At 62.7% G+C, this 19,411-nt stretch carries 17 protein-coding genes; 4 read left to right on the forward strand and 13 right to left on the reverse strand.

The window, feature by feature from the left end; all coding sequences use genetic code 11:
* Positions 1-15: 15 nt before the first annotated feature.
* From phnK to phnF, 6 genes are read right to left on the reverse strand one after another with little or no spacing between them, the layout of a single operon-like run.
* Entirely contained in the window at positions 16-804 is a 789-nt protein-coding gene (phnK, locus tag QMZ29_RS22255) for a phosphonate C-P lyase system protein PhnK (RefSeq protein ID WP_147823148.1), read from the reverse strand.
* Positions 804-1,664, reverse strand: a complete 861-nt coding sequence (locus QMZ29_RS22260; protein WP_019453317.1) for an alpha-D-ribose 1-methylphosphonate 5-phosphate C-P-lyase PhnJ — start codon at positions 1,662-1,664, stop codon at positions 804-806. The genes phnK and QMZ29_RS22260 overlap by 1 nt, the downstream gene beginning before the upstream one ends.
* Complete coding sequence (locus tag QMZ29_RS22265; protein ID WP_060419620.1) at positions 1,657-2,742, reverse strand: carbon-phosphorus lyase complex subunit; 1,086 nt, start codon at positions 2,740-2,742, stop codon at positions 1,657-1,659. Before QMZ29_RS22265 ends, QMZ29_RS22260 begins: the two co-directional genes overlap by 8 nt.
* A complete protein-coding gene (gene phnH, locus QMZ29_RS22270) occupies positions 2,742-3,323 on the reverse strand; it encodes a phosphonate C-P lyase system protein PhnH (RefSeq protein ID WP_197769229.1) in 582 nt (193 codons plus the stop codon). The genes QMZ29_RS22265 and phnH overlap by 1 nt, the downstream gene beginning before the upstream one ends.
* A 3-nt stretch (positions 3,324-3,326) precedes the next feature.
* A complete protein-coding gene (gene phnG, locus QMZ29_RS22275; protein ID WP_019453314.1) occupies positions 3,327-3,770 on the reverse strand; it encodes a phosphonate C-P lyase system protein PhnG in 444 nt (147 codons plus the stop codon).
* On the reverse strand, positions 3,771-4,499 hold the full coding sequence (gene phnF / locus QMZ29_RS22280; protein WP_015376439.1) for a phosphonate metabolism transcriptional regulator PhnF: 729 nt from the start codon (positions 4,497-4,499) through the stop codon (positions 3,771-3,773).
* Positions 4,500-4,726: 227 nt separating this feature from the next.
* On the opposite strand from phnF, the gene QMZ29_RS22285 reads away from it, so the two are divergent.
* Positions 4,727-5,782 carry a permease gene (locus tag QMZ29_RS22285; protein ID WP_060434021.1) on the forward strand — a complete coding sequence of 352 codons (1,056 nt, stop codon included), beginning with the start codon at positions 4,727-4,729 and terminating at the stop codon, positions 5,780-5,782.
* Positions 5,783-6,013: 231 nt separating this feature from the next.
* Complete coding sequence (locus tag QMZ29_RS22290) at positions 6,014-6,457, forward strand: acetyltransferase (RefSeq protein WP_060448237.1); 444 nt, start codon at positions 6,014-6,016, stop codon at positions 6,455-6,457.
* Positions 6,458-6,476: 19 nt separating this feature from the next.
* Here the strand turns inward: QMZ29_RS22290 and QMZ29_RS22295 are convergent, their stop codons facing one another.
* From QMZ29_RS22295 to QMZ29_RS22310, 4 genes are all read right to left on the reverse strand, one after another.
* Entirely contained in the window at positions 6,477-7,061 is a 585-nt protein-coding gene (locus QMZ29_RS22295; protein ID WP_025305101.1) for a helix-turn-helix domain-containing protein, read from the reverse strand.
* Positions 7,062-7,313: 252 nt separating this feature from the next.
* The gene (gene nrdG / locus QMZ29_RS22300) at positions 7,314-7,778 is read right to left on the reverse strand and encodes an anaerobic ribonucleoside-triphosphate reductase-activating protein (protein ID WP_117187880.1); all 465 of its coding nucleotides are present in this window, start codon (positions 7,776-7,778) and stop codon (positions 7,314-7,316) included.
* A gap of 168 nt (positions 7,779-7,946) precedes the next feature.
* Positions 7,947-10,085, reverse strand: coding sequence for an anaerobic ribonucleoside-triphosphate reductase (nrdD, locus tag QMZ29_RS22305; protein WP_261425356.1), 2,139 nt, complete (start codon positions 10,083-10,085; stop codon positions 7,947-7,949).
* 244 nt (positions 10,086-10,329) lie between these two features.
* Positions 10,330-11,244: a LysR family transcriptional regulator gene (locus QMZ29_RS22310; RefSeq protein WP_261425354.1), complete on the reverse strand. Its 915-nt coding sequence runs from the start codon at positions 11,242-11,244 to the stop codon at positions 10,330-10,332.
* A gap of 106 nt (positions 11,245-11,350) precedes the next feature.
* On the opposite strand from QMZ29_RS22310, the gene QMZ29_RS22315 reads away from it, so the two are divergent.
* Positions 11,351-11,875 (forward strand): NAD(P)H-dependent oxidoreductase, encoded by a 525-nt coding sequence (locus QMZ29_RS22315; RefSeq protein WP_049195798.1) that lies wholly within the window; start codon positions 11,351-11,353, stop codon positions 11,873-11,875.
* 28 nt (positions 11,876-11,903) lie between these two features.
* Here the strand turns inward: QMZ29_RS22315 and treC are convergent, their stop codons facing one another.
* The 3 genes from treC to treR form a co-directional block, all read right to left on the reverse strand.
* On the reverse strand, positions 11,904-13,568 hold the full coding sequence (treC, locus tag QMZ29_RS22320) for an alpha,alpha-phosphotrehalase (protein WP_261425351.1): 1,665 nt from the start codon (positions 13,566-13,568) through the stop codon (positions 11,904-11,906).
* A 197-nt stretch (positions 13,569-13,765) separates the two neighbouring features.
* Positions 13,766-15,181, reverse strand: coding sequence for a PTS trehalose transporter subunit IIBC (gene treB / locus QMZ29_RS22325; RefSeq protein ID WP_016929287.1), 1,416 nt, complete (start codon positions 15,179-15,181; stop codon positions 13,766-13,768).
* Positions 15,182-15,310: 129 nt separating this feature from the next.
* The gene (treR, locus tag QMZ29_RS22330; RefSeq protein WP_049204473.1) at positions 15,311-16,258 is read right to left on the reverse strand and encodes a trehalose operon repressor TreR; all 948 of its coding nucleotides are present in this window, start codon (positions 16,256-16,258) and stop codon (positions 15,311-15,313) included.
* 424 nt (positions 16,259-16,682) lie between these two features.
* Here treR and mgtA point away from each other — a divergent pair, with 424 nt between their 5' ends.
* The gene (gene mgtA / locus QMZ29_RS22335; protein ID WP_261425348.1) at positions 16,683-19,391 is read left to right on the forward strand and encodes a magnesium-translocating P-type ATPase; all 2,709 of its coding nucleotides are present in this window, start codon (positions 16,683-16,685) and stop codon (positions 19,389-19,391) included.
* Positions 19,392-19,411: the final 20 nt, after the last annotated feature.

The following is a 19,411-nucleotide window of genomic DNA, read 5'->3' on the forward strand; positions in this document are numbered from 1 at the left end:
TGTTATCGCCTTGGGTTACGACAGCACCGAAGAAACCAGCAGCTGGGTGTAAGGATGGTGCGGATCGTCGAGCACCCGATCGGTCAGGCCGCTCTCCACCACTTCGCCCTGTTTCATCACCAGCAGGCGGTGGGCCAGCAGCCGCGCCACGCCGAGATCGTGGGTGACGATCACCGCCGCCAGCTGCATTTCCACCACCAGATTGCGCAGCAGATCGAGCAGGCGCGCCTGCACCGATACGTCCAGCCCGCCGGTCGGCTCGTCCATAAACACCAGCTTGGGGTGGGTGACCAGATTGCGGGCGATCTGCAGCCGCTGCTGCATGCCGCCGGAGAAGGTGGTCGGCAGATCGTCGAGGCGCGACAGCGGGATTTCGACGTCTTCCAGCCATTGGCCAGCCTGGCGGCGAATGTCGCCATAGTGGCGCTGGCCGATGGCCATCAGCCGCTCGCCGATGTTGCCGCCGGCGGAGACCTGCGGCCGCAGCCCGTCGAGCGGGTGCTGGTGCACCACGCCCCAGTCGGTGCGCAGCAGGCGGCGGCGATCGCTCTCCGCCATGGCGTACAGATCCTGTTCCCGGTCCGCCTGCGGGCGGTAAAGGATCTGCCCGCGCTGCGGCGCCAGCCGCGCGGAGATCGACTTCAGCAGCGTGGTTTTGCCGGAGCCGGATTCGCCGACGATGCCCAGCACTTCACCGGGGTAGATGTCGAACGACACGTCGCTGAAGCCCTTGCCGGGGGCGTACAGGTGGGTGAGCCGGTTCACCGACAGCAGCGGGGTGGTGCTCAAAGGGGTGGAAGTCATCAGTGCTGCGCCTCTTGCGAAGATTGCGCCAGCTGCTGCCGGCAGTAGTCGGTGTCCGAACAGACGAACATGCGGTTGCCTTGATCGTCGAGCACCACCTCGTCCAGGTAGCTGTGGCGCGAGCCGCACAGCGCGCAGGGTTCGTCCCACTGCTGCACGCTGAACGGATGGTCGTCGAAGTCCAGGCTTTCCACCTTGGTGAACGGCGGCAGGGCGTAGATGCGTTTCTCGCGCCCGGCGCCGAACAGCTGCAGCGCCGGCATCATGTGCATTTTCGGGTTGTCGAATTTCGGGATCGGCGACGGATCCATCACGTAGCGATCGTTGACCTTCACCGGGTAGGCGTAGGTGGTGGCGATATGGCCGTAGCGCGCGATGTCTTCATACAGCTTCACCTGCATCACGCCGTACTCCTCCAGCGCGTGCATCTTGCGGGTCTCGGTTTCGCGCGGTTCGATAAAGCGCAGCGGCTCCGGGATCGGCACCTGATAGATCAGGATCTGGTCTTCGCGCAGCGCGGTTTCCGGAATGCGGTGACGGGTTTGGATCAGCGTGGCCTCCGGCGTGCGTTCGGTGGTTTCCACCCCGGCGACGCGCTGGAAGAAGCGGCGGATCGACACCGCGTTGGTGGTGTCGTCGGCGCCCTGGTCGATCACCTTCAGCACGTCGGCGCGGCCGATAACGCTGGCGGTGAGCTGGATGCCGCCGGTGCCCCAGCCGTAGGGCATCGGCATCTCGCGGCCGCCGAACGGCACCTGATAGCCGGGGATCGCCACCGCTTTGAGGATGGCGCGGCGGATCATGCGCTTGGTCTGTTCGTCCAGATAACCGAGGTTATAGCCGGTCAATACTTCACTCATCGCGGGCCTCCTGACGCTCGCTGTATTCCTGCCGCAGCCGCTTGAGCAGTTCCAATTCGGCCTGGAAGTCGACGTAGTGCGGCAGCTTGAGATGGGAGACGAAGCCGGCGGCCTCGACGTTGTCGGCGTGGGCCAGCACGAACTCTTCGTCCTGCGCCGGGCCGGCGACGCCTTCGCCGTAGTCGGGGCTTTGCAATGCGCGATCCACCAACGCCATTGCCATCGCCTTGCGTTCGGCGCGGCCGAACACCAGCCCGTAGCCGCGGGTGAAGTGCGGCGGATGGTCCTTTGGATCGACGAAGCCGTTGACCATTTCGCACTCGGTCAGCAGGATTTCGCCGATATCGATGGCGAAACCGAGCTCTTCAGGCACGATCTCCACCGAAACGTGGCCGGTGCGGATCTCGCCGGCGAACGGGTGGTTGCGGCCGTAGCCGCGCTGGGTGGCGTAGCCGAGCGCCAGCAGAAAACCTTCGTCGCCGCGCACCAGCTGCTGCAGGCGCGCCGAGCGCGAGCATGGGTAGACCGGCGGGTTGCGGGTGATGTCGTCCGGCGCGCTGCCGTCGTCCTGTTCCTCCCGCGCCAGCTGCTGGCGACACAATAGATCGAACACGTGGCTGCAGTTGTCCGGCAGCGGTTCGTCGGCCTGCGGCGCGCGCGGCGCCTCGCCTTCCGCCAGCAGCGCGAAGTCCAGCAGCCGGTGGGTGTAGTCGTAGGTCGGCCCCAGCACCTGCCCGCCGGGCAAGTCCTTGTAAACCGCCGAGATGCGCCGCTCCAGCCGCATGTTTTCGCTGGCCAGCGGCTCGCTGACCGCCAGGCGCGGCAGGGTGGTGCGATAGGCGCGCAGCAGGAAGATCGCCTCCACCAGATCGCCGCTGGCCTGTTTGATGGCCAGCGCCGCCAGCTCGCGATCGTAGATGCCGCCTTCGGTCATCACCCGATCCACCGCCAGCCCCAGCTGCTGTTCGATTTGTTCCGCGCCGATCGCCGGCAGCGCGTCGTCGCCGCGCCGCAGCTGTTCCTGCAGCTGATGGGCGGCCTCAATGGCTTTTTCGCCCCCTTTTACCGCTACGTACATCAGCACACCTCCACGCGGGTGGTCCGCGGGATCGCCAGCAGGCGATCGCCGCAGGTCAGCAAAATATCCAGCCCCAGCGGGAAGCGCTGCGGACGGTTGACCAGGTAATCGAGCAGCGCCGGCGGCAGGCGCGGCGCAATCAGGCGATGATTCTCGATGCCGGGGCCGGTCAGGCGCAGCGCGGCGCCGTTCTCCAGCTCAGCAAGCTGCACGATGACCGTGGCGCCGAACTCCGGCGAGATTTCCGTGCCGTGCGGCAACGCCTGCAGATCGGCGGCCTGCAGCTGCTCATCGAACAGGGCAAAACAGACCTCCTGCGCCGCGGTGGCCAGCGGCGCGCCGCTGTGAAAACGAATGTTGGTTAGCACTCGCTCACTTTTAAGCGCAGCGCACAGCTGCAGCGGCGTTTCCTGATCGGCCAGCGTCAGCAGCGCGGCGGTGCTGGCGGCGTTCAGCGGCGCCCAGGCCGGGCCGGCCGGCAGCGTCACCCGGTGGCCCGGTTCGCTCAAGGCTTTAAGAATCAAACGGAAAGCGTGCTGCGATTGGTCTATCGGTTGTTCAAAACCGGTCAATAAACTCATGGCTTAATCCCCTCGCACCAGCGTAAAGAAGTCCACCCGGCTGGCGGCGATCGCCCGGGCGCGCAGCTGGCGCTGCTCGTGCTGCAGCGCGGCCAGCGGCGCGATCAGCTGTTGTTGCAGGCGTTCGCCGTGTTCCGGCTGTTGCAGCAGCGCATCGGCCAGCGCGCACAGCTCGGCGTGCGCCTTGTCGCGCCCGGCGATGTAGCTGTAGCCGTAGCCGCCGTTGTCCAGCTGCACCACCGCGCGGGTGACCGTCATGTCCCCCAATACGAAGCGGCGGCCGGTGGCGCCCATGCGCCCCTGCAGCTGGGCCAGGCCGATCTCCGGCGCGCGGATGCTGCGGTAACCCGGGCTGAGGTTCAGCGCCTGCCAGTGGCTGCGCAGCTGCTCGGGCCGGCTGTGCGCCAGCACCGACATCCAGCGTTGTCTTGACTCTAAGGCTTGCATTCAGTGCTCCATCGTCAGTTCAATCATGTCGGCGCGGGCCAGGCTGACGGAGTATTCCGCCACGTCTTCGCCGCCGCTGCGGACGTTAAGGGTGCGCACGCACAGCAGCGGCGCGTGGGTGGCGATCTCCAGCAGCCGGCTCTCTTTGGCCTGCGCGCGGCGCGCGCTGATGCGCGTCTGGCGGCGGGTCAGCGGCTGCTGCAGGTGCTGTTCGATAAACTGGTGCAGCGAACCGCTGTGGAACTGCTGCAGCGCCGGCCACCAGTCCAGATCGGGCAGATAATGGTCGATCACGCTCATCGGCACGCCGTTGACCCGGCGCAGGGTGCGCAGGTGGATCACCATTTCGCCTTCTTCACGCGAGAGCGCGCTGGCGACATGCCCATTGCACGGGCGCAAGACAGCGAGTAAGCGCTCACTGGTGGGGTGGCTGCCCTGCTCGAACAGGTTCTGGCTGAAGCGGGTGTTGGCGTGCAGCGGGTAGTCGTAAGGCCGCATCAGCACCAGAATGCCGACGCCGTGGCGGCGCTGCAGCCAGCCGCGCTCTACCAGCTGATCCACCGCGCGGCGCAGGGTGTGGCGATTGACCTGGTAACGCTCGGCCAGCTGCTGTTCCGAAGGCAGGTAGTCGCCGCAGCGGTACTGCGTGCGCAGCTCCTGTTCCAGCTGCGCGGCGATCTGCTGATAGCGGGTGGGGTAAGTGGTCGGATGTCTAGATAACTCCATCATAATAAAAACCTCGTCATACCGATGGCTGTGCGATGAAGGCGGAAGCGGTGCGTTTCATCGGGCGTCTACCCTGTGGTTTTCAAGTTGGCATCATGGTGCCGGGCGCAGATGACAATCGCGTTACGCCTCGGTGGCGAACAGATGAACTATTTAGGACAGCCCAGGCGTGCACGGGCGGCGACGGCGCGCTATGCTGACGCCTCTGTTGACTGACTCTGGCCGCTACCATGCCGCAACCTCTGAACGCCCCTGAACCCGCCCCACGCGCCTGGCCGCTGTGGAAACCGATCCTGTTTCTGCTGGTGGTGGCCGTCGGCCTCTACTACGTCAAATGGCAGCCTTACTACGGCAAGGCCTTCGTGGCGGCGGACAGCCACTCGATCGGCAAATCGATCCTGGCCGACGGCGCCGCGAGCCCCTGGCTGGCGGCCTGGCAGTACGCGCTGGTCTACTTCACCGCGGTGTGGAAGGCGGCGCTGCTCGGGGTGTTGTTAGGTTCGCTGGTGCAGGTGCTGATCCCGCGCGACTGGCTGGCGCGCACGCTCGGCCACCGGCGTTTTTCCGGCACCGTGCTGGGGGCGCTGATCGCGCTGCCGGGCATGATGTGCACCTGCTGCGCCGCGCCGGTTGCCGCCGGCATGCGCCGCCAGTCGGTATCCAGCGGCGCCGCGCTGGCCTTTTGGCTCGCCAACCCGGTATTGAACCCGGCGACGCTGGTGTTTATGGGGTTTGTGCTCGGTTGGCCGTTCGCCGCCATCCGTCTGGTGGCGGGCGTGGTGATGGTGCTGGGCATCGCCTGGCTGGTGCAGCGCGTGACCGCCAATGACCCGCAACCCGCCGCGCCGCAGCCGCCGGTGATGACGGCGCAGAGCGACGAGCAACCGTTCCTTGTCCGCTGGGGCAAAGCGCTGTGGGCGCTGTTTTGGTCGACCATCCCGATCTACGTGTTGGCGGTACTGGCGCTGGGCGCGGCGCGGGTCTGGCTGTTCCCGCATGCCGACGGCGCCGTCGACAATAGCCTGCTGTGGATCATCGGCCTGGCGATCGTCGGCTGCCTGTTTGTTATCCCCACCGCGGCGGAAATCCCGATCGTGCAGACCATGATGCTGGCGGGCATGGGCGCAGGCCCGGCGCTGGCACTGCTGATGACCCTACCGGCGGTCAGCCTGCCTTCGCTGTTGATGCTCAACAAGGCCTTCTCCGCCCGGGCTCTGTGCCTGACGGCGGCGCTGGTGGCGCTGTGCGGCGTACTGACCGGCGTGGTGGGGATGGGGTTGGTGTAACTTACCGTTGCTGATGAGTGGTTCGATGCTGTCTCAAGGAGGAGATGGCAATGGCCACGTTTAACAACCGGTAAAGCAGATCAATGGCGTCAGTGAGTTAACGCTTCTCCTGTCGGATATCATGACATGACATCGAGTTCACTATTGTGAATTTAAATTCACTATAGTAAATTCAAGTGGACTAATTTTGTGTGTAAATACACCCAGTAATGACCACGGTAAGGTAGAAGAATGTTAAAAATCAGAATGTCACGTCCATCTGAAGCGTCAGAAATTATACAAATCTGGAAAAATTCTGTAGATGCTACGCACGACTTTCTCACTGCGCACGATCGACAAGAGATCGAAAAAGAGGTTGTCGGTTTTTTTTCTGAAACCCCCGTGTGGGTTGCCGCCGATCGGGAAGACCATCCGCTGGGATTTATGTTTTTACACGATGGTCATCTGGAGGCGCTTTTTGTCGATGCAGCAGCTCGCGGACGTGGCGTCGGCAAGCAGTTGATATCACATGCGCTGGCGCTTCATCCTGATTTAAGCGTCGATGTGAATGAACAAAACCAACAGGCCGTCGGGTTTTATCAACATATGGGCTTTGAAGTTTCAGGGCGTTCCGAGTTGGATAATCAAGGAAGGGCCTATCCCCTATTGCACCTAAGCCGATCGGCGGGAGTGTAGCCGTCGTGGCAGTGGCGCCTTATTGATTTTTTTGGCTAAAAGCAACGACGTATGCACAACCCTGCTCACTGTCGGGATTGCTCATTTGGTACTCGCTGGCAAAGGTCAGGGCAAAACAGTCACCGGCGCGTAAATGATGGGTTTGATTATTGACCCGAAAATCAAGGCTGCCACTCAACACCCACAGCGTTTGGCCGGAAAGATGCTCACTGGCGGAAGCGGGTATCGTAAGTTGACCAAGAGCAGGAATTTCAACTTTGATAAGTTCGGGACATGCGCCCGCTGGGGACAGAGACCAGCGGGTAATGCCCGACTTTTCATCTGTCCAATGCTGCTGCTGATGAGCAAAGAGCACCAGTGAGTTCTGGTGTTGCTCAAGCTCTGCGAAAAGTTTTGATAGCGTGATATTCATCGCGTTGGCTAAACGGCCGAGGATCGTGGCGCTGGGACTGGAGGCCCCTCGTTCAACCTTGCTGATCATGGCCTGACTGACGCCCGACCGTTGGGCAAGCTCTGCTACCGTCCAGTTGCGTGCCTTCCTATGTTTAAGCAATAAACGCGCAATGTCGCTGTCTACTATCTGATTTTTAGATGTTTTATCCATTCTCACCCTCACTTTCGCCAGCCTGATTATGCCATTACCACAATGAGGCTGAAATCACTGATTTTACAAGTTTGAAAAATCAGTCGCTCTCTCAGTCAATCATACCCTCTGTAGTATCTACGGCATCATTAGAGCAAGGTTTGCACCCCTAACATCCGCTTTTGGCACAGAGCCGCCTGTCAGATTAACTCTATGCTGCCGATGCGTCAGGTCGAGTTTGGATGAATACCTATTGAAACGTGTGTTGTTGGCTCATCGCAACCTATGCACCACCTGGTTGCTACTGCCGCGCCAGATCAGCGCCGGGTCTTTCAAATCCTGCACGAACTTGCCGTCGATCAGCACGTTGATCCTGTCTACTACCTGCATTTGCTGTGCGTCCAGCTCCGCCAGCCGGTAGCCGGTCCACAACCAGATATCCTTGCCGGGGCATTCGGCGCGTACCCGTTTCACCAGTTGCAAGATGCTCGGCACGTTGGCCGGGTGCAGCGGATCGCCGCCGGAGAGCGACAGCCCCTGGCGCGGCACGCGCGTATCGTTCAGATCGGTGATGATGCGGTCTTCCAGCGCTGGGGTAAACGGCTGGCCGGAGTTGAGCCGCCAGGTGCTTTTGTTGTAGCAACCGGGGCACTGGTGCACGCAGCCGGCGACAAACAGCGTGCAGCGGGTGCCGGGGCCGTTGACGACGTCGATCGGGTAATACTGGTGATAATTCATGTGAGGCCTGCCCATCAGGCTATTTTACTGGCCATTTTGCCTCCGGGCAGTGCTCCCAATCCTCACGTACTGCGTGTACGCTGCGGTTGGTGCGCGCTGGCCGAAGGCAAACCGGCTGCGACAATCACGCCTGATGAACAGGCTTCTGCCTTGGTTGCACGGCGTTTCTCAGCCGAGCTGCCCGTTGCCGAGGTGTTTCACCCGGCGTTTCACCTCTTCCTGCTTGCCGGCGTTGAACGGCCGGGCATCGGGGCTGCCGAGATAGCCGCACACCCGGCGGGTGACCGAGACCTTGGCCGAGTCGTGATTGCCGCATTTCGGGCAGGTGAAGCCTTTGCTGGTGCAGGAGAATTCACCGGTGAAGCCGCATTCGTAGCACTCGTCGATCGGCGTGTTGGTGCCGTAGTAAGGCACCCGGGTGTAGCTGTAGTCCCACACGTCTTCCAGCGCCTTCAGGTTGTGCTGCAGGTTCGGGTATTCGCCGTAGCAGATGAAGCCGCCGCTGGCCAACGGCGGGTAGGGCGCTTCGAAGTCCAGCTTGTCGTACGGATTGACCTTCTTCTCCACGTCGAGGTGGAAGCTGTTGGTGTAATAGCCCTTGTCGGTGACGCCCGGCACTACGCCGAAATCGGCGGTGTCCAGTCGGCAGAAGCGATCGCACAGGTTCTCGCTCGGCGTGCTGTAGAGGCTGAAGCCGTAGCCGGTCTCGTCTTTCCAGGCGTCGACGGCGGCGCGCAGCCGCGTGACGATCGCCACCGCTTTGGCGCGCAGCGCCTCGTCGTCATACACGTGTTTTTTGCCGCCGAACAGCGCGTTGATGGTCTCGTGCAGGCCGATGTAGCCCAGCGAAATCGAGGCGCGGCCATTCTTGAAGATATCCGCGATGTTGTCGTCGGCCTTGAGCCGCACGCCGCAGGCGCCTTCCATGTACAAGATTGGTGCCACCCGCGCCTTGATGCCTTCCAGCCGGGCGATGCGCGTCATCAGGGCCTTTTTCGCCAGCTGCAGGCGCTGTTCCAGCAGCGCCCAGAAGCGCGACTCATCGCCCATCGCCTCCAGCGCGATGCGCGGCAGGTTGAGGCTGATGACGCCGATGTTGTTGCGGCCGTCGTGCACCAGTTCGCCGTCCTGCTCGTAGGTGCCGAGGAAGCTGCGGCAGCCCATCGGCGTTTTGAACGAGCCGGTGACTTTAACCACTTGATCGTAGTTGAGGATGTCCGGGTACATGCGCTTGCTGGCGCACTCCAGCGCCAGCTGCTTGATGTCGTAGTTCGGATCGCCGTACTGGTGGTTGAGGCCGTCGCGGATGGCGAACACCAGTTTGGGGAACACGGCGGTCTTGCGGTTTTTGCCCAGCCCGGCGATGCGGTTTTTCAGGATCGAGCGTTGGATCAGGCGCGACTCCCAGCTGGTGCCAAGGCCGAAGCCGAAGGTGACGAACGGCGTCTGGCCGTTGGCGGTGTGCAGGGTGTTGACCTCGTACTCCAGCGACTGGAAGGCGTCGTAACACTCTTTCTCGGTGCGCGCCATGGCATAGCCTTTGGCGTCCGGGATCTGCCATTCCTCCGCCACCTGCAGGTGTTTGCGGAAGCTCTCGTCGACGAACGGCGCCAGGATTTCATCGATGCGGTTGATGGTGGTGCCGCCATAGATATGGCTGGCGACCTGGGCGATGATCTGCGCGGTCACGGCGGTGGCGGTGGAGATCGACTTCGGCGGCTCGATTTCGGCGTTGCCCATCTTGAAGCCGTTGGTCAGCATGCCTTTCAGATCGATCAGCATGCAGTTGAACATCGGGAAGAACGGCGAGTAGTCGAGATCGTGGTAGTGAATTTCGCCGCGTTCATGGGCCAGCACCACGTCGCGCGGCAGGATGTGCTGCTTGGCGTAGTGTTTGGCGACGATGCCCGCCAGCAGGTCGCGCTGGGTGGGGATCACCTTGCTGTCCTTGTTGGCGTTCTCGTTCAGCAGCGCGCGGTTGCTTTGCTCGACCAGGCCGCGAATTTCCTGGTTCAGGCGGCCGCGCAACTCGCGCGCCACGTCGCGATCGTGGCGGTATTCGATATAGGCGCGCGCCAGCTGTTTGTATTCACCGGCCATCAGCTGGTTTTCCACCGCCTGCTGGATCTCGTGGATATCGACGCGCGGCTGCTGCTCCATGCGCTGAGCGACCACGCGGGCGACGGTGGCGCAGTAGTCGGCGTCGACCACGCCCACCGCCAGCGCGGCGCGCTCGATGGCCTGCGCGATGCGCGCTTCGTCAAAAGGTACCTGGCAACCGTCCCGCTTAATCACTACTGGTTTCACGTTGTACTCCTTGTTCCCCGAGGGAGCGTTCATACCCGCCTGGCATGGCGAGCAACCGTCAAATTTCGCTTATCCACAGGGCAAAGCCGCAGCGCGTAAGGGCTGTGGCGACGTGTGGATGATTTTGTGGATAACTACTATATATAGGTGTTCGTAATTCTTAATGCACTATATATAGATATTGGCGAGATTCTTTTGATGTAGAACAAGGAAAACGGAAGAGCGTGTGCAAGCTGAACAGACGTCAATCGCCGGTTGGCCGATCGCGAAAATGCGCCAGCAGAAAATCGACCCAGACGCGCACCCGCGGCGGCAGATCCGCCGAAGCGTAATAGAGCCACAGCTGCACCGGGCGCGGCCAGCATTCTGCCAGCACCGGCCGCAGCGTGCCCTGTTCGAAGTGTTTGTCGAGATACCAGCGCGCCAGGTTGACGATGCCCAGCCCGGCCAGCGCCGCATCCAGCAACATCTCCGGGCGGCTGACCACCAGCCGGCCGTTCAGATCCAGCGCCAGGGTTTCGCCCTGATGGCGCAGCTGCCATTTGACGTGGCGGCCGTTGGCCGGGTTGCGGTGCAGCAGGCAGTCGTGCCGCAGCAGATCGTGCGGCGTTTGCGGTTCACCGCGCCGCGCCAGATAGTCGGGTGACGCCGCCAGCACCATATGCATCGGGTAGAGCGGGCGGGCCACCAGCCGGCTGTCGGGATCGACCCGGCTGCCGATGCCGACGTCGAAACCTTCGCCCACCAGATTCACCACCCGCGCATCCAGCGACAGATCGAGATCGATCTGCGGGTAGCGCGCCAGAAATTGCGGGATCAACGGCATCAGCATCTGGCGGCCGAAGCCGGGGATCATCGTGACGCGCACCACCCCGGCAGGCGCCTGCCGTTCGCCGCCGGCGCTTTCCAGCGTCGCCGCCAGCGCCTGCCACAGCGGCGCCACCTGTGCCAGCAGCGCTTTGCCCTCGTCGGTCAGCAGCATGTTGTGGGTGTTGCGCTGAAACAGCCGCAGCGCCAGCTTCTCTTCCAGCGCGCGGATATTTTTGCTGACCGCCGCCGGCGTGACGCCCAACTGGCGGGCGGCGGCGGAGAAATTTTGCGCCTGCGCGGCGGCGAGGAAGGCCGGCAGCAGGCGGTGCACATCAAAGGGCAGCGACATAGTGGTTGATACTTTCGGTTGAAATTGAAGTGACCTTGAACAGCCTACACCCGAAGCGGCAGAAATGGAAAAATGCCTCATCTTCTTTACGTTCAAGGAATCCTTTATGTCACGCATTTTAGTGTTAACCGCCCACCGCACCCCCGACGAGTCGCGCATCAACCAGGCGCTGATCGAGGCCGTGCGCCCGCTGCCTAACGTGACCGTGCACGAACTGATCCGCACTTACCCGGATTACCGCATCGACGTGGCGCGCGAACAGGCACTGCTGGAAAGCCACGATGCGGTGGTGATGATGTTCCCGTTTTTCTGGTACAGCTCGCCGGCGATCCTGCGCGAATGGCAGGACGCGGTATTAACTTATGGTTTCGCCTACGGCAGCGAGGGCACCAAACTGCACGGCAAGCCGCTGCAGTTGGTGGTGAGCACCGGCGGCAACGCGCAGGCCTACACGCCGGCAGGCTACAACCGCTATCCGGTGCAGGATCTGCTGCTGCCGTTCCACGCGCTGGCTAACCTGACCGGCATGGATTATCTGCCGCCGCACCTGGTGCAGGGCGTGAGCGACATGAGCGATGAGCAGTTGGCGCAAGAGGCCGCCGGGGTGGTGGCGCTGATGGGGACATTGTAGGGCGCAGCGCTCGCTGCGCCCTGCGGGGTCAGTCTTCGAGCAGCCACCACACCGCTTCGAACGGCCGCAGCGTCAGCGCCTGCGGCTGATCCGCCGAATCGGCGTAGTTGCTCATCAGCGGGCGCCATTGCGCGGAGGCTTCCACGCCTTCCGCCGCCCAGGCCAGCGGTTCGCGGCTCAGGTTGGCTACCACCAGCAGGCGCTGGCCGTTCCAGCTGCGCTGATAGCACCACAGCGCCGGGTGATCCGGCGCCAGATCCTGATAGTCGCCGTGGGTTAGCAGCGGATACTGCTTGCGCAGGATGATCAGCTGGCGGTAGGCGTAAAACACCGAGTCGAGATCGGCCAGCGCCGCGTCGGCGTTGATCTGCGGATAGTTCTCGGCGCAGCCGATCCACGGCGTGCCGGTGGTGAAACCGGCGTGCGGCGCGGCGCTCCACTGCATCGGGGTGCGGCCGTTGTCGCGCGATTTGTCGGCCAGGATCGCCAGCAGCTCGGCGTCGCTGCGGCCCTGGGCGCGCAGTTCGGCGTACATGTTCAGGCTTTCCACGTCGCGATACTGCTCGATGGCGCGGAAGCCGGGGTTGGTCATGCCGAGTTCTTCGCCCTGATAGATATAAGGCGTGCCCTGCATGCCGTGCAGCACCATCGCCAGCATTTTGGCGGCCGGCACCCGCAGTGCGCCTTCATCGCCGAAGCGCGACACGATGCGCGGCTGATCGTGGTTGCACCAGAACAGCGCGTTCCAGGCGCGGTTATGCATCCCTTGCTGCCAGTGGCGGAAGATCTGCTTCAGTTCCACGTAATCCGGCGCCGCCCGCGTCCATTTTTCACCGCCGGCGTAGTCCACCTTCAGGTGGTGGAAGTTGAAGGTCATCGACAGCTCTTCGCCGCTCTGCGCCGCGTACTGCTGGCAATGCTCAAGCGTGGTGGAAGACATCTCGCCCACCGTCATCAGGCCGCGCGGCTGAAACACCTCGCGGCTCATCTCCTGCAGGAACTCGTGGATGCGCGGGCCGTCGGTGTAGAAGCGGCGGCCGTCGCCCAGGCTGTCGGACGGGAAATCCTGCTGTTTGGACACCAGATTGATCACGTCGAGGCGCAGGCCGTCGACGCCTTTATCCGCCCAGAACTGACACACTTTCTTCAGCTCTTCGCGCACCGGCGGGTGTTCCCAGTTGAGATCCGCCTGCTCGGCGGCGAACAGGTGCAGGTAGTACTGGCCGCTGTCGGCGTGCCACTGCCAGGCGTTACCGCCGAACTTGGAGCGCCAGTTGTTCGGCGGCGTATCGCCTTCGCCGTCGCGCCAGACGTAGAACTGACGATACGGGCTGTGGCGATCCTGCGCGGCCTTGAACCACGGGTGCTCGGTCGAGGTGTGGTTGAACACCATATCCATCACGATGCGGATGCCGCGCCGGTGGGCGGCGGCGACCAGCTGCTCGAAGTCCGCCATGCTGCCGTAAGCCGGATCGATGGCGCAGTAGTCCGCCACGTCATAGCCGTTGTCCACCTGCGGCGATACGTAGACCGGCGTCAGCCAGATGGCGTCGACGCCCAGCTCCTGCAGATAGTCCAGCCGCCGCGTCACGCCGGCCAAATCGCCGTAGCCGTTGCCGGTGCTGTCCTGAAAACTCTTCGGATAAATTTGGTAGATGACGCCGTTCTGCCACCAGGGGGTTGGGTTGCTCATAGTTCAATACCTTTGAATCGTGACAACGGGCCTGTACCCTTCATCTTTCAAACCGCAGCGTTGTTGGCTGCTGGCGCTGCACCCCAGTCACTTACTTGAGTAAGCTCCTGGGGATTTGCACCCTTGCCGCCTAGCTGCAGCTCGAAAGCTATAGGGTATTTCCAGCCCCTACATTCATGTTGCGTATTTTGCGTCAATTAAACCGGCAGCTCGCCGCGGGCGGCCTTGCGTTTGTAGACCATGATGGTCAGCACCAGCGGGATGACGATCGCCACCAGAATCGCCAGCGAGTAAATCAGCCAGAACTGCGGCTTGATAGACAGGATGCCCGGCAGGCCACCGACGCCGATGCCGTTGGCCATTACGCCGTCCAGGCCGCAGATAAGGCCCGCGATCGCGGAGCCGATCATCGCGCACAGCATCGGGAAGCGGTATTTGAGGTTGATGCCGTACATCGCCGGTTCGGTCACGCCGAGGTAGGCGGAGATCGCGGCCGGCACTGAGATTTCACGCTCGTTGGCCTTGCGGCTGATGATGATGATGCCGAGCACTGCCGAGGCCTGCGCGATGTTGGACAGCGCAATCAGCGGCCATACCGGGGTGCCGCCCATGCTCTGGATCATCTGCATGTCGATGGCCAGCGTGGTCTGGTGCACGCCGGTGATCACCAGCGGCGCATACAGGAAGCCGAACAGCGCGGCGCCCACCGGGGCGAAGCTGCCGGTCATCACCGCTTTCACCGCCCAGGCGACGCCGTCGCCGATCATGCGGCCGAACGGCCCGATCAGCGCGTGTGCCAGGAACACCGCCAGCAGCAGCGAGACCACCGGCACCACCACCAGATAGAGATAGTCGGGAACGATCTTTTTCAGCCGGGTTTCGATCCAGCCCAGCGCCATGCCCGCCAGGATCGACGGGATCACCTGCGCCTGATAGCCCACTTTCTGGATCACGAACCAGCCGAAGTTCCACACTTCCGGCGTTTGCTGGCCGAGCAGGTAGGAGTTCATCAGCTGCGGCGACACCAGGGTAACGCCCAGCACGATGCCGAGCACCGGGGTGCCGCCCATCTTTTTCACCGTCGACCAGCAGATAGCCACCGGCAGGAACATGAAGATCGCTTCACCGAGCAGCCACAGGAAGTCGTAAACGGTTTTCCACGCCGGGTGCATCTGCGCCAGCGTTTGGCCGCCGGACATTGGGATGTCGCCGATCACGTTGCGGAAGCCGAGGATCAGACCGCCGCTGATCAGCGCCGGCAGCAGCGGGAAGAAGATCTCGGCGAAGTGGGAGATGGTGCGCTCGGTCCAGGTCATGTTCTGGCGCGCGGCTACCTTGGCCTGTTCTTTGTCGGCCTCGTTGACGCCGGTGCTGGCGATCAGCGCCTGATAGTAGTCGCCGACGTCGGTGCCGATCACCACCTGGAACTGCCCGGCGTTGGTGAAGCAACCCTTGACCATCGGCAGCGCTTCGATTTCTTTGGGGCTGGCCTTGCTGGGATCATTGAGGACGAAACGCAGCCGGGTAATGCAATGGCTGACGGTGGCGATGTTCTCGCGGCCGCCGACCAAAACAATCAGGCGATCAATATCCTGCTGTTTTACTTTGCTCATTATGGGATACCTGCAGAGGTGTTGACTGAGTAATGATCAAAGCTTAGCCACTCGGCTTTTTGAATGAAATGGGAACGTTCCCGGTTTGGGGCGAGGATCACAAAATGACAAAAAATGGCCAACTTCTAATCAGGAAAGTTTGCTGGGCACCACCAGGCGGCGGATCCCCTGTTCGCCACTGAGCTGTGCCAACAGCTGCTGCGCCGCCAGCAGGCCGGCGCTGCCGTAGCCGAACTCCACCGACAGGGTGTCGGGGAACAGGAAGCTGAGCAGCGGGGTGTTACCGATGGCGCATACCTGGATGGCGCGCGTCGGCTGCTGTTGCAGGTATTTGATCGCCCCCAGGGCGATGCTGTCGGAGGCGCAAACCAGCGCGCTGGTGTGCGCGTCAATCACTTCGGCGGCGTGCTGGAAACCGCTCTGGTAGCTCAGCTCGCCCAGCGTGGCGCGCGGCGTGAGCGTGAGGCGTTCACAGGCGTCGAGATAGGCCTGGTAGCGGCGTTGGCCGGTGGTGGCGTCGCTGAGCTGCACCCCCAGATAGCCGATATGCCGATGCCCTTGCCGATACAGGCGATCCATCAGCAGGTTCACCGCGCCGGCGTCGTCGTAGCAGACGGACGAGAAGCCGTCGTATTCGCGCACCATCACCACCATTTTTTCCTGCCACGGCTTGAGCATCGCCGCGGTCAGGCCGGTGAAGCCAAACAGGATCACGCCGTCGACGTTGCGCTGATGCAGCACGTGCAGATGCTCCTGCACCAGGCGAGTTTCGAACTGGCTCTCCATCACGATCGGATCGAAGCCCTGCTGGTACAGCAACGGCAGCATGGTGCGCACCGCCTGGTTTTCCGACGGCGAATCGAGACGGGAAACGATAATGCCCACCACTTTGTCGCTCTGGCCGCGCATGGCGCGCGCCGACTTGGAGGGGGTAAACCCTTGCTGACGGATCACCGCTTCCACCCGTTCACGGGTTTGCGGGCTCACGCTGCCTTCATTGTTCAACACGCGTGAGACGGTGGATTTACCTACGCCGCTCAGGCGTGCGATGTCCTTGATGGTCAGCCGGTTTTGCATGGTTTACTTTTCGTTGAAGTGGACAGGCGTAACATAACGGCCTGTAAAACAATGCCCGTCAGCATAGCTCATTTTCCGACGCGGATCTTGATGCAAAACGGGATTGTGACATTGCGATGAACGGCCGCTCCTGCCGCTCTGTTTTTCCCTTTACCGGAGGTTATTCCCCATATGGACCCCGACCCGACTGCTTTAGACACTCACTCGGTTCTCCGGTAAAACCTCTCCGCCTGGCGCTGCTGTTTTACCGGTGAAGTACATCACGGTAACCGGTAGCGCGCGCTTTGTCGTTCGCTCCTGCTGCTGAAAAAAAGAATAAGGATCTGCGTTGGCAGAGGCTTTTTGGCGCACCCGCCATCCGCCCGGCCGATGACGATCCCCGTTTACCCGCTGCCGTGAGGCACCGGGCGACGAGGTGCGAACCATGAAACTGAAAAAACTCCCCCGTCAGCTGCTGGGCCTGTTCGCCCGCGGCCTCCCGCGCCGTTTGGTGCGCCGCGACAGCCTGCTGGACAGCGTCGGCGGCGCTGCGCGCGACATGCCGGCCGGCCTGGCGCAGCAGCGGCTGGCATGCGCCGCCGCAGAAACGATGCAACTCTTTGAGCGTTTTCACAGCCATCCGGAAGGCATCACCGCCCATGAGGCGGAACAGGTGCGCCAGCGCTGCGGCGAGAACGTCATCGACGATCAGCAGAAAGAGGCCTGGTGGCAACACCTCTGGCACTGCTACCGCAACCCGTTCAACCTGCTGCTGACCGCGCTCGGCATGATCTCTTACGCCACCGAGGATTTGACCGGCGCCTTGGTGATCGCGCTGATGGTGCTGATCTCCACGCTGCTGAACTTCATCCAGGAGGCGCGCTCCAACCGGGCGGCCGACGCGCTGAAGGCCATGGTGAGCAACACCGCCACGGTGATCCGCAGCGATGCGCTCACCGGCAGGAGCGAGCACGTGGAGCTGCCGATCGCGCAGCTGGTGCCGGGCGACATCATCAAGCTGGCGGCCGGCGACATGATCCCGGCGGATCTGCGCGTGCTGTCGGCCAAGGATCTGTTCATCAGCCAGGCGGCGCTGACCGGTGAATCGCTGCCGGTGGAAAAATCCGCGGCGCCGCAGGCGTTGGCGGCCGATCCGCTCGACTGCCAGAACCTGTGCTTCATGGGCACCAACGTGGTCAGCGGCACCGCGCTGGCGATGGTGATTGGCACCGGCGGCGGCACCTATTTCGGCCAGTTGGCGCAGCGCGTCACCAGCCAGGATGAGCAGCCGAACGCCTTCCAGAGCGGCATCAGCAAGGTCAGCTGGTTGCTGATCCGATTTATGCTGGTGATGACGCCGATCGTGCTGCTGATCAACGGCTACACCAAGGGCGACTGGTGGGAGGCGGCGCTGTTCGCGCTGTCGGTGGCGGTCGGGCTGACGCCGGAGATGCTGCCGATGATCGTCACCTCGACGCTGGCCAAAGGGGCGGTGAAGCTGTCGCGTCAGAAGGTGATCGTCAAACGCCTGGACGCCATCCAGAACTTCGGCGCGATGGACATTCTGTGCACCGACAAGACCGGCACCCTGACTCAGGACAAGATCGTGCTGGAGCGCCATACCGACGTGTTCGGCGCCAGCAGCGAGCGGGTGCTGCGCTACGCCTGGTTGAACAGCTTCTACCAGACCGGGCTGAAAAACCTGCTCGACGTGGCGGTGTTGAGCTGCGCGGAGCAAAATCAGCAGCCGCAGGCGCTGCAAAACTACCGCAAGGTGGATGAGATCCCGTTCGACTTCGTGCGCCGCCGCATGTCGGTGGTGGTGGCCAAAGACAACGAGTATCACGAGCTGGTGTGCAAGGGCGCGCTGGAAGAGATGCTGGCGATTTGCAGCCACGTGCGCCACGAAGACGAGGTGATCCCGCTGAGCGAGGCGCTGCTGGCGAGGATCCGCCGCATCACCGACGATCTCAACCAGCAGGGGCTGCGGGTGGTGGCGGTGGCCAACAAGATCCTGCCGGCGCAAACCCATGAATACGGCGTGGCGGACGAGTCGGATCTGATCCTCGAAGGCTACGTCGCCTTCCTCGATCCGCCGAAGGAGAGCACCGCGCCGGCGCTGGCGGCGCTGAAACAGAACGGCGTCACGGTGAAGATCCTCACCGGCGACAACGAACTGGTGGCCGCCAAAGTGTGCCGTGACGTCGGGCTCGAGGCCGATCATCTGCTGCGCGGCAGCGAGATCGAGCAGATGGACGACGAGCAGCTGGCGCAGGCGGCGGCGCGCACCACGGTGTTCGCCAAGCTGACGCCGCTGCACAAGGAGCGCATCGTCAAACTGCTGCGCCGCCAGGGGCACGTGGTGGGCTTTATGGGCGACGGCATCAACGACGCGCCGGCGCTGCGCGCGGCAGATATCGGCATCTCCGTCGATTCGGCGGTGGATATCGCCAAGGAAGCGGCGGACATCATCCTGCTGGAAAAAAGCCTGATGGTGCTGGAGCAGGGGGTGATCGAAGGGCGCCGCACCTTCGCCAACATGCTGAAATACATCAAGATGACCGCCAGCTCCAACTTCGGCAACGTGTTCAGCGTGCTGATCGCCAGCGCCTTCCTGCCGTTCCTGCCGATGTTGCCGCTGCACCTGTTGATTCAGAACCTGATGTACGACATCTCGCAGATCGCCATCCCGTTCGATAACGTCGATGACGATCAGATCACCCAGCCGCAGCGCTGGAACTCCGCCGATCTGGGGCGGTTTATGGTGTTCTTTGGGCCGATCAGTTCGATCTTCGACGTGCTGACCTTCAGCCTGATGTGGTGGGTATTCAAGGCCAACACGCCGGAAATGCAGACGCTGTTCCAGTCCGGCTGGTTCGTGGAAGGGCTGCTGTCGCAAACGCTGATCGTGCACATGATCCGCACGCGCAAAATTCCGTTTATCCAGAGCCGCCCGTCCTGGCCGCTGTGCATCATGACGCTGGCGGTGATCGCCACCGGCATCGGCCTGGTGTTCTCGCCGCTGGCCGGCTTCCTGCAGCTGCAGGCGCTGCCGCTCGGTTACTTCCCGTGGCTGGTGCTGATCCTCGCCGGTTACATGGTGCTGACCCAGTGTGTGAAAGGCTGGTTCGTGCGCCGCTACGGCTGGCAATAACCCGTTCGCCCCCTCCGGCC

Origin of the sequence: Serratia sp. PF-27 (genome assembly GCF_030053255.1) — a bacterium.
In the GTDB taxonomy this organism is placed as follows: Bacteria; Pseudomonadota; Gammaproteobacteria; order Enterobacterales; family Enterobacteriaceae; genus Serratia; species Serratia bockelmannii.

What these genes read in the sequence shown, in the direction of transcription:
- phnK (WP_147823148.1), bottom strand. Translation starts at nt 804, where the DNA reads ATGACTTCCACCCCTTTGAGCACCACCCCGCTGCTGTCGGTGAACCGG.
- QMZ29_RS22260 (WP_019453317.1), bottom strand. Translation starts at nt 1,664, where the DNA reads ATGAGTGAAGTATTGACCGGCTATAACCTCGGTTATCTGGACGAACAG.
- QMZ29_RS22265 (WP_060419620.1), bottom strand. Translation starts at nt 2,742, where the DNA reads ATGTACGTAGCGGTAAAAGGGGGCGAAAAAGCCATTGAGGCCGCCCAT.
- phnH (WP_197769229.1), bottom strand. Translation starts at nt 3,323, where the DNA reads ATGAGTTTATTGACCGGTTTTGAACAACCGATAGACCAATCGCAGCAC.
- phnG (WP_019453314.1), bottom strand. Translation starts at nt 3,770, where the DNA reads ATGCAAGCCTTAGAGTCAAGACAACGCTGGATGTCGGTGCTGGCGCAC.
- phnF (WP_015376439.1), bottom strand. Translation starts at nt 4,499, where the DNA reads ATGATGGAGTTATCTAGACATCCGACCACTTACCCCACCCGCTATCAG.
- QMZ29_RS22285 (WP_060434021.1), top strand. Translation starts at nt 4,727, where the DNA reads ATGCCGCAACCTCTGAACGCCCCTGAACCCGCCCCACGCGCCTGGCCG.
- QMZ29_RS22290 (WP_060448237.1), top strand. Translation starts at nt 6,014, where the DNA reads ATGTTAAAAATCAGAATGTCACGTCCATCTGAAGCGTCAGAAATTATA.
- QMZ29_RS22295 (WP_025305101.1), bottom strand. Translation starts at nt 7,061, where the DNA reads ATGGATAAAACATCTAAAAATCAGATAGTAGACAGCGACATTGCGCGT.
- nrdG (WP_117187880.1), bottom strand. Translation starts at nt 7,778, where the DNA reads ATGAATTATCACCAGTATTACCCGATCGACGTCGTCAACGGCCCCGGC.
- QMZ29_RS22310 (WP_261425354.1), bottom strand. Translation starts at nt 11,244, where the DNA reads ATGTCGCTGCCCTTTGATGTGCACCGCCTGCTGCCGGCCTTCCTCGCC.
- QMZ29_RS22315 (WP_049195798.1), top strand. Translation starts at nt 11,351, where the DNA reads ATGTCACGCATTTTAGTGTTAACCGCCCACCGCACCCCCGACGAGTCG.
- treC (WP_261425351.1), bottom strand. Translation starts at nt 13,568, where the DNA reads ATGAGCAACCCAACCCCCTGGTGGCAGAACGGCGTCATCTACCAAATT.
- treB (WP_016929287.1), bottom strand. Translation starts at nt 15,181, where the DNA reads ATGAGCAAAGTAAAACAGCAGGATATTGATCGCCTGATTGTTTTGGTC.
- treR (WP_049204473.1), bottom strand. Translation starts at nt 16,258, where the DNA reads ATGCAAAACCGGCTGACCATCAAGGACATCGCACGCCTGAGCGGCGTA.
- mgtA (WP_261425348.1), top strand. Translation starts at nt 16,683, where the DNA reads ATGAAACTGAAAAAACTCCCCCGTCAGCTGCTGGGCCTGTTCGCCCGC.